This window comes from Camelimonas fluminis, assembly GCF_014656355.1.
GTDB lineage: Bacteria > Pseudomonadota > Alphaproteobacteria > Rhizobiales > Beijerinckiaceae > Camelimonas > Camelimonas fluminis.
Genome location: NZ_BNCG01000148.1, coordinates 1 through 960, shown reverse-complemented (window position 1 = coordinate 960; position 960 = coordinate 1). Strand labels below are relative to the sequence as shown.

Annotated in this window: 1 protein-coding gene; it reads right to left on the bottom strand. The window is 60.9% G+C overall.

Features of this window, described 5'->3' with window-relative positions; genetic code table 11:
• On the bottom strand, positions 1-645 hold a 645-nt coding region (locus tag IE243_RS22900; protein ID WP_191321577.1), incomplete at its 3' end, for a ribonuclease H family protein.
• Between the last annotated feature and the right edge of the window lie 315 nt (positions 646-960).

Below are 960 nucleotides of genomic sequence, written 5' to 3'. Positions count from 1 at the left end.
GGTATCGAGGACATAGCGTGCAGCGGTTTCAGCTGCATCCTCTCCCGACCCGGTTGAGTGCCGAGCGCGAGCTTCAGAGACAAGGCTTTCGCGGATGGAGACCCACTCTGTTGGAGTGAGCCCAAGCGCGTTGCGGGTGGGGGCGGGTTTAGGAGCCGGCTGTGTGTAGTGAGACGGGTCTACCGTGCGCTGGTGGCAAGCGGCGACGGCAAGACGATCGACCTTGTTGTTGTACTGGTCGGTGCTGTGTCCTTTGACCCATTCGAAGCGGATGGTTTTGCCGGCGGCTTCGGCAGCGGAGATGGCGGCGTTGATTGCGCGCCAGATTTCCGAGTTTGCAACCGGCTTCTTGCCTGCAGTACGCCAGCCGTTGGCGATCCAGTTAGCCATCCAGCTGGTGATGCCGTTGACGGTGTACTGACTGTCGCAGCGAACGAGGAACTCAGTCTCGTTGCTGGTGGCTGCGGCTTCGATAGCCATGAGGGCGGCATGCAGCTCTGCCGTCTGGTTGGTGCCCTGACCGAGATGCTTGGCAGCCTGGTCGATTTCAACCATGCCGCCGGTCCGGTGCTTAAGGACGAGGATAGCGGCGGCTGCCTGGCCAGGATTTCCAGAGCAGGCGCCGTCAGCGTAGATGACGATCATGGTGCGTTTCTCCTGGGGGCATGGGAAGGTTCGCGATGCCGCCTTTCTGGGGTGTCGCCGAATTTGGTTTTGTCCAAATTGGAGTTTGAAAATCGGAAATAGTTTTTCGCGGCCTCGGCGCTGGGCCGTTTTGTACGTGCGCGAGGGCTCCTTACGTCGGAGCCCTGGGCAGGCAGTTCTTGTCAAGCTGCGTTGTGGATGTCCTCCTCCAAGGCCGTATTTGTCGCCTCGGCGAAGGCAACCGCGTAGGAGAGTGGTGCCCAGCGTCGCGGATAGCCGTCGTTCTGGTCGCCGCCGCACAGGATCCAGAGAGGT